A 7,306-nucleotide genomic window follows, 5' to 3' on the forward strand; every position below is an offset into this window, starting at 1 on the left:
TGCCCTCCGTGGCGGCCGACGCGGCCCCGGGGACACCCGAGCGGATCATCGGCGACCTGCTGTTCGCGGCCGTGGCCCTGGCCCGGCAGGCCGGCGTCGACCCGGAGGCCGCGCTGCGGACGTCCGCCCGCCGCTTCCGGGACACCCTCGCCGCCACCGAGGACGCGATCCGCGCCGCCGGTCTGGACCCCCGGGACGCCGGCCCCGACTCCTGGCGTGCCCACTGGCCGGCAGCGCCGCGACAGGCCCCGGCCGCAAGCGGCACCCCGACCAGCTGACGCCCCACGGCCAGCCGGCCCGTCGAGGCACACCCCGGAAGGCTCCGGCCATGCGGCTGGAGACACGCCCCACCTTGACCCGGATGAACCCGGGGAGGCCGGCCCTCCCCGCCATGACTGGTCATCCGGGGAGGCCGGCCCTCCCCGCCATACTGGTGAAGCCGTGCCATGGCCTGTGGCGCGTGGTCTCGCTGTCGGGCGGCAGGTGCGGCGCGTAGCCTCGCTGCATGGCAGCAGACACCGCGCGGGAGGCGCTGGCGGGCGTCCGTCGTCTGTATGCGCGGCGGTCCGCGCCCATCCTTCTCGAGCTCGACCTCACCGTGGATCCGGTCGAAGGGGTACCTGGTGATCCGGTGAGCGCGGCTCTGGCGCGGCGCCGCCCGTCCCTGCGCACCATCGTGGACGGGCTGCGCCGGGCCGGGCAGGACGACCGGGCGTCCACGCTCATCGCCCGGATCGCCCCCTGCGGGACGCCGCTGGCGCGGGTGCAGGAGATCCGGGACGCGGTCATCGCCTTCCGGGAGGCCGGCGGGACCGCCTTCGCCTACGCGGACGCGTTCGGCGAGTTCGGCGGCGGGACCGTCCCGTACTACCTGGCCTGCGCGTTCGACCAGATCTGGCTGGCGCCGCCGGGGGACCTGGGCCTGACCGGGGTGGCCCTGGAGACACCGTTCCTGCGCGACGCCCTGGACCGGCTCGGCATCGAGATCCAGGTCGGGCAGCGCCACGAGTACAAGAACGCCGCCAACACCTTCGTGGAACGCGATTTCACCGCCGCGCACCGGGAGGCCAGCGAGCGGATCGTCGTCTCCAGCCTGTCCATGATCGTGGATGGTGTCGCCGCCGCCCGTGGCCTGTCCCCGGCGCGGGTCCGCGAACTGATCGACAACGCGCCGCTGTCGGCCGAGCAGGCCCGCCGGGCCGGCCTGGTCGACCGGCTGGGCTACCGGGACGAGGTCTACGCCGCCGCCCGGGCCCACGCCCGCCGCACCGCGGGCGCCGCCACCCCTGCCGTTGCTACCGCCGGTGCCGCCGGCTCTGCCGCCGGTGCCGCCGGTGCCGCCGGCGAGGCCGGGGCCGGCGCGGACGCCGCGGCCAGGGGAACGCGCCGCGCGGACGCTCCGGCCGGAGGTGACGTCCTGGCCGGAGGTACGGCCACCACGGCCGAGGACGAGCGCGACGGCGTGATCATGATGTACCTCGCCCACTACCAGCGGACGGCCCAGCGCCGGGAGGCGTCCCGGTCACGGCTGCCCGTCCCGATGCCCCGTCTGGGCGGGCGGCCGGCGGAACCGGGCGGTAAGGCCTTCCGGCGCGGGCCCGAACGGCGCAAGGTGATCGCCCTCATCCACGGGACCGGGCCGGTGCTGCTCGGCCGCGGCGGGCGCGCGCCGCTGCGGGGCCCGGCCATGGCCTCGGACGCCCTCACCGCCGCCTTCCGGGCGGCGGGCCGCGACGAGGACGTCGCCGCGGCCGTGTTCCGGGTGGACAGCCCCGGCGGCTCGTACGTGGCCTCCGACCTGATCCGGCGGGAGGTCGAACGGTTCCAGGCCACCGGGCGTCCGGTGGTGGTCTCGATGGGGTCGGTGGCTGCCTCCGGCGGGTATTTCGTCGCGCTCGGGGCGGACGCGATCGTGGCGCATCCGGGCACCCTGACCGGGTCCATCGGGGTGCTGGGCGGCAAGCAGGTCGTCCGCGAGCTGCTGGACAGGATCGGCGTGCGTTTCGGCGCGGTCGCCGGGGGCGAGAACGCGCTGATGACCTCCCCACGGCGGGAGTTCAGCCCGGCCGAGCGCAAGAAGCTCGACGAGTTCCTGGACCGGGTCTACGAGGACTTCGTCACCAAGGTCGCCGCGGGCCGGAGGATGACGCCGGAGGCGGTGCACGAGGTTGCCCGGGGCCGGGTGTGGACGGGCGCCGACGCCCATGAGCGTGGCCTGGTGGACGTGCTCGGCGGACTGTTCCAGGCCTGTGAGCTGGCCTGGGAGAAGGCCGGCCTGCCCGCGTCGGTCACCCCGCGGCTGCGTGTCCTGCCGAAGCTGGCGCTGGCGGACAGGCTGCGCCCGCCGCGGTCGAGCGAGGACCCGGCGGCCGCTGGCGTGGGCGGGGCGCCCCTGGCCGGCCCGCTGTCGGCCGGCTGGCCCCTGACGGGCACGGCACTGCTGGAGGCGTCGCTGGAGGCGATGGCGCACCGGGTCGCCGGCGGGGCGTACGCCCCGCCGGCGGCGATGTGTTCGCCGCCGGCTGGGGCCCGCTGGCCGCGGCCGCGGCCCGGGCCGGCCTGCCGGCCGGCGGCCCGCTGCTGATGCCGCCGCTGGGCCTCGTCATCTGACCGCCTGACCGGTTCCGGTTGAAAGGCCTGGCCGACCGGAGCCTGGCCGACCGAAAAAGGTCCGACCATTCGATTTCTCAAATCGGCCGGCATCAGTGCGACCGCCCATGATCATGAATTTTCCGGGTCGTCCGCAGCACCTCGCGGCGACAGGCTCGCCGTGACAGGCCCGTCGTGACAGGCCCGCGGCATGCCCGTGGGCGGAGCCGTGGTGGCATGCCCGTGCTGGCGGAGCCGAGGCGACAGGCCCGCGGCGGGCGGGACCGTGCTGGCGGGCTCGCGGCGGACAGGCCCGTCGTGGCGGGTCCCGGTGCCCGGTGGGGCGGCCTGCTTTCGGCGGCGTCCGCGGGGCGGATCGCCTCTTGACCCCGGCCGGACCTCCTCGTCACGGCACTGGCCGCGGCCGTCCGGTCGCGCACCGGGCCAGTGGGTGGCCGTAGGTGACACGTGCCGAAGGTGCGTGCCGCGAGCGTGGTGGCGATAGTCTCGGCCGGGTCGTATTTCGGCGGCGCCGCCGATGCCCGCCCTGTCGCACAGTAGCGTTCTAGTCGGGCGTGTCCGTCCGGACGCGCGCCACACCGGAGGTCGAGGCCCGTGCCGTCCATCGAGGCTGTAGGAGCTCGCGAGATCCTTGACTCGCGGGGCAATCCCACCGTTGAGGTCGAGGTCGTCCTGGAGGACGGCACCCTCGGCCGCGCGGCCGTGCCCAGCGGCGCGAGCACTGGGGCGTTCGAGGCCGTCGAACTGCGTGACGGCGACGACCGTTACGGCGGCAAGGGCGTACGCAAAGCGGTGACTGCCGTGGCCGACCGGATCGGCCCCGAGATCATCGGTCTGGAGGCCACCGAGCAGCGGTTCCTCGACCAGGTCCTGCTGGACCTCGACGGGACGCCGGACAAGTCCGCGCTGGGCGCGAACGCGGTGCTCGGGGTCAGCCTGGCGGTCGCCAAAGCCGCGGCCAAGGCGTCCGACCTGCCGCTGTTCCGCTACCTGGGGGGCCCGGCCGCGCACCTGCTGCCGGTGCCGCTGCTGAACGTCGTCAACGGCGGCGCGCACGCCGACACCAACGTCGACATCCAGGAGTTCATGATCGCCCCGATCGGGGCGTCGACGTTCGTCGAGGCGCTGCGCTGGGGCGCGGAGACCTACCACGCGCTCAAGAGCGTGCTGAAGACCCAGGGGCTGGCCACCGCCGTCGGCGACGAGGGCGGGTTCGCCCCGAGCCTGCCGGCGAACCGTGCCGCGCTCGACCTGCTGGTGGAGGCCATCGGCAAGGCGGGCTTCCGGCCGGGGGAGGACATCGCCCTGGCTCTCGACGTGGCCTCGACGGAGTTCTTCGACGACGGCGCCTACCGCTTCGAAGGCGCCCGCCGCAGCGCGCAGGAGCTCAGCGACTACTACGCCGAGCTGGTGTCGGCCTACCCGATCGTCTCGATCGAGGATCCGCTCGCGGAGGACGACTGGGACGGCTGGGTGCAGCTGACCGCCCGTCTCGGCGACTCGGTGCAGCTCGTTGGTGACGACCTGTTCGTCACCAACCCGCAGCGGCTCGCCCGCGGCATTGCCGAGAAGGCCGGCAACGCCCTGCTCGTCAAGGTCAACCAGATCGGCACGCTCACCGAGACCCTGGACGCGGTGTCGCTCGCGCACCGTAACGGCTACCGGTCCATGATCTCCCACCGGTCCGGTGAGACCGAGGACACCACGATCTCCGACCTCGCGGTCGCCCTCGACGCCGGGCAGATCAAGACCGGCGCGCCGGCCCGCAGCGAGCGGGTCGCCAAGTACAACCAGCTGCTGCGCATCGAGGACGAGCTCGACGAGGCCGCCCGATATGCCGGGGCGGGGGCCTTTCCCCGCTTTTCACCGACCGCCGGGTGACACCGGTGGCGCGCCGCACACCGTTCACCACCCGGATGACCCTGCTGCTGGTGGTGATCTGCGTGCTCGTGCTGACGCTGGCCTATCCGCTGCGGCTCTACCTGCGGCAGCGCAGCCAGATCGACGAGCTCGCGGCGCACAACGCCGAACAACGCGAACGGGTGGAGGCGCTGAAGACCAAGGTGGCCGGCTACGACGATCCGGCGTGGGCCCAGGACGAGGCCCGGGTCAGGCTGCACTACACCCGGCCCGGGGAGAAGGCCTATCTGGTGCCGGCGACGTCGGTCACCCCGACCCCGGCTCCGAGCCCGGCTCCGAGCCCGGCCCCGGCTCCCTCGGCCACCGCGCGATGACCGCTCGTCGGGGCGCCGGCGCACCCGTCGCGGCCGTCGCGGGCTCGGCAGGCACCATCACCGGCTCGGCAGACACCGTTGACGTGCCGCCTGACACGGCCACCGGTGCTGGCACAGCGACTGGTTCCAGCACGGCCGCTGATTCTGGCACGCCTGCCAGAGCCAACAGGACCACCGAGGCCGGTGGTGACACCGAGGCCAGTGCGGCCGCCGAGGTTGTCGAGGTCGTTGCGCGGCAGCTCGGCCGGCGGCCGCGGGCGATGCGCCGGGTCGCCCACCGATGTTCCTGCGGCCTGCCGGACGTCGTCGAGACCTGGCCGAGGCTGGCCGACGGGACGCCGTTCCCCACGCTGTACTACCTGACCTGTCCGCGGGCGGCGTCGGCGATCGGGCGGCTGGAGGCGTCCGGCCTGATGCGGGAGATGACCGAGCGGCTCGCCGCCAACCGCGACGGCGATCTTTCCCGCCGCTACCAGGCGGCGCACCGCGACTACCTGGCCCGCCGGGACGCCCTGGCCGAGCTGCCCGGCGCGCCGGGCGCGGGCGGCATGCCGACCAGGGTGAAGTGCCTGCACGTGCTGGTCGCGCACAGCCTGGCCGCCGGACCGGGGGTGAACCCGTTCGGTGACGAGGCACTGGCCCTGCTGGCGGACTGGGGCGTCCGCGGGCCGTGCGTGGCCGCCGGCTCGTGCGTCACCGGCCCCGCCCAGCAGAGCGGTTCCGTCCAGGAGAGTGGTTCCGGCGGGCAGGGCGGTCCCGGCCGGGAGGAGAGCGGTTCCGTCCAGCAGGGCGGTTCCGGCCCGGAGAACGGATCCGGCCGGGCAGCTGGCGGCGGCCCGGATGCCGGCCGCGCACAAGATGGGGGATCGTCGTGACCCGGGTGGCGGCCGTCGACTGCGGCACCAACTCGATCCGGCTGCTCGTCGCCGAGACGGCGAGCGGCGCCGACGCCGGCCCCGCGCCGGGTGGTCGCCCGGGCCCCAGCGCGGATCATGCCGAGGGCACGGGCGGCACGGGCGGCACGGGCGGCACGGGCGGCACGGGCGGCACGGGCGGCCGGCGAGCGGCCGCCGCGGCCCCCCGGCTGCGGGACCTGGCCCGTCGCATGGAGATCGTCCGGCTGGGCGCCGGCGTCGACCGTACCGGCGAGCTGTCCCCCGAGGCGCTGGCGCGGACGTTCGCGGCGCTGCGCGCATACGCCGTGGAGATCGACCGGCTCGGCGCGTCCAGGGTGCGGATGGTCGCCACCAGCGCGACCAGGGACGCCCGCAACCGGGACGCCCTGGTGGCGGGCGTCCGCGCGATCCTCGGCGTCGAACCGGAGGTGATCACCGGTGACGAGGAGGCCGCGCTGTCCTACGCCGGTGCCACCGGTGAGCTGCGCGGCCATCCCGAGCCGTTCGTCGTGGCCGACATCGGCGGCGGGTCGACCGAGCTGGTTCTCGGGGACGCCGCACGGGTGCACGCGGCGAAGTCGGTGAACGTCGGCTGCGTGCGGCTGGCCGAACGGCACCTGCACGACGACCCGCCCACGCCCGCGCAGCTCGCGGCGGTGGTCGCCGACGCCCACGCGGCGTTCGACCTGGCCGAGCGGACCGTGGCCATCCGCTCGGCCGCGACCCTCGTCGGGGTCGCCGGGACGGTGACGACGGTGGCCGCCCTCGCCGCGGACCTGCCCGGCTACGACCCCGACCGGATTCACCTTTCCGTGACGGCTGCGTCGGACGTCGCCGCGGTGGCCGACCGGTTGGCGACGATGTCGCACGCGCAACGAGCGGCTCTCCCGGTGATGCATCCCGGCCGGGTGGACGTGATCGTTGCGGGGGCTCTGGTGCTGCGGACGCTGGTCGAGCGGGTCGGCGCGACCAGCGTGATCGCGAGCGAGCACGACATCCTCGATGGTATCGCCCTGTCGCTGCTCGCCCCGTGACCACCTCGCCCGCGCACACCCACCGCCGGCCTGACCGAGGCCCACGGGCCACCGCGGCCGGATCACGGGCCACCGCCGCTTGACAGACAGAACCAAGGGACGTCTACAGAGGGACTTCTACAGCAGCCACGTGTTCCCGTGATCCGTTGATATCCGATCACTAGTTCTTGATCGATTCCGGGCCGGGCTCGCGGTGTCTGGCTGAGGCTCTGGAGCGCCGGTCAGGTAACCATACGTATCCCTCCTGAACGATGGCACGCTTCGATGGACGTCGGCCACCAGAGAAGATCGGCGTAATTTTGTCGTTGTGTACGCTTTTGCGGCCAAAAAGCGTACACAACGACAAACTCTCCTGGATCATGGCCTGCGCGGGTGGTCGTGGATGGGATCCGCGTTACTTGACCGGCGTTCTAGGCTCGGGGTGCGATGGGTGAACTCCATGACGCCGTATGGGTCCTTGACGCCGCGGTCGACGGTGCCGCCGCCGGAGCCGGCACAGCCGCTGGTGGCGCCGGCACAGCCGCTGGTGGCG

5 protein-coding genes and 1 pseudogene are annotated in these 7,306 nt (G+C 74.1%); all 6 read left to right on the forward strand.

All coding sequences use genetic code 11. From position 1 onward, the window contains the following. A pseudogene (locus tag AC5LUJ_RS02470) lies at positions 1 to 278 on the forward strand (nucleoside triphosphate pyrophosphohydrolase); the annotation flags it as partial. A gap of 227 nt (positions 279 to 505) precedes the next feature. Continuing rightward, entirely contained in the window at positions 506 to 2,584 is a 2,079-nt protein-coding gene (gene sppA / locus AC5LUJ_RS02475; protein ID WP_493464390.1) for a signal peptide peptidase SppA, read from the forward strand. Positions 2,585 to 3,204: 620 nt separating this feature from the next. Then, positions 3,205 to 4,491 carry a phosphopyruvate hydratase gene (gene eno / locus AC5LUJ_RS02480; protein WP_250285628.1) on the forward strand — a complete coding sequence of 429 codons (1,287 nt, stop codon included), beginning with the start codon at positions 3,205 to 3,207 and terminating at the stop codon, positions 4,489 to 4,491. Positions 4,492 to 4,496: 5 nt separating this feature from the next. Then, complete coding sequence (locus AC5LUJ_RS02485; RefSeq protein ID WP_445548241.1) at positions 4,497 to 4,844, forward strand: FtsB family cell division protein; 348 nt, start codon at positions 4,497 to 4,499, stop codon at positions 4,842 to 4,844. An 83-nt stretch (positions 4,845 to 4,927) separates the two neighbouring features. Beyond that, positions 4,928 to 5,719 carry a DUF501 domain-containing protein gene (locus AC5LUJ_RS02490; protein WP_445548242.1) on the forward strand — a complete coding sequence of 264 codons (792 nt, stop codon included), beginning with the start codon at positions 4,928 to 4,930 and terminating at the stop codon, positions 5,717 to 5,719. Next, complete coding sequence (locus AC5LUJ_RS02495) at positions 5,716 to 6,774, forward strand: Ppx/GppA phosphatase family protein (RefSeq protein ID WP_493464391.1); 1,059 nt, start codon at positions 5,716 to 5,718, stop codon at positions 6,772 to 6,774. The genes AC5LUJ_RS02490 and AC5LUJ_RS02495 overlap by 4 nt, the downstream gene beginning before the upstream one ends. The last annotated feature ends 532 nt before the right edge of the window (positions 6,775 to 7,306 follow it).

It is taken from the genome of Protofrankia sp. CiP1_Cm_nod3 (assembly GCF_982290655.1).

Excerpts from the sequence above, each read along its gene's own strand:
- sppA (WP_493464390.1), top strand. The coding sequence starts at position 506 with ATGGCAGCAGACACCGCGCGGGAGGCGCTGGCGGGCGTCCGTCGTCTG.